This is a genomic window from Solihabitans fulvus (genome assembly GCF_008386585.1).
Classification (GTDB): domain Bacteria; phylum Actinomycetota; class Actinomycetes; order Mycobacteriales; family Pseudonocardiaceae; genus Solihabitans; species Solihabitans fulvus.
Genome location: NZ_VUOB01000409.1, coordinates 1 through 250 on the forward strand (window position 1 = coordinate 1; position 250 = coordinate 250).

Annotated in this window: 1 protein-coding gene; it reads right to left on the bottom strand. The window is 46.8% G+C overall.

All coding sequences use genetic code 11. From position 1 onward, the window contains the following. Positions 1–250 (bottom strand): ribosomal protein L13e (locus F0L68_RS46175; protein WP_188317158.1); only part of this gene is annotated, 250 nt, incomplete at both ends.

Below are 250 nucleotides of genomic sequence, written 5' to 3' on the forward strand. Positions count from 1 at the left end.
GCTTCACTTCTTTAGCGGTTGGTGCTTTTGTAACATCATCCGGATTCTCAGCAGCATCCTTCAATCTCTTAGCCCGGATACCGACGAGTTTGGCAATGGAGCGAGCTCCTCTCAGGTATTGATAAGCTTTGAAGTTCTTTTCATCTTCAGTGATAGGTCTTGCAACTGATTTAGGAGCAGGCTGTTGAACTGGCATTAATGGACCACGTAGCTGTGTAGCCAGCTTACGTTCTTCTTCATTGGCCTCACC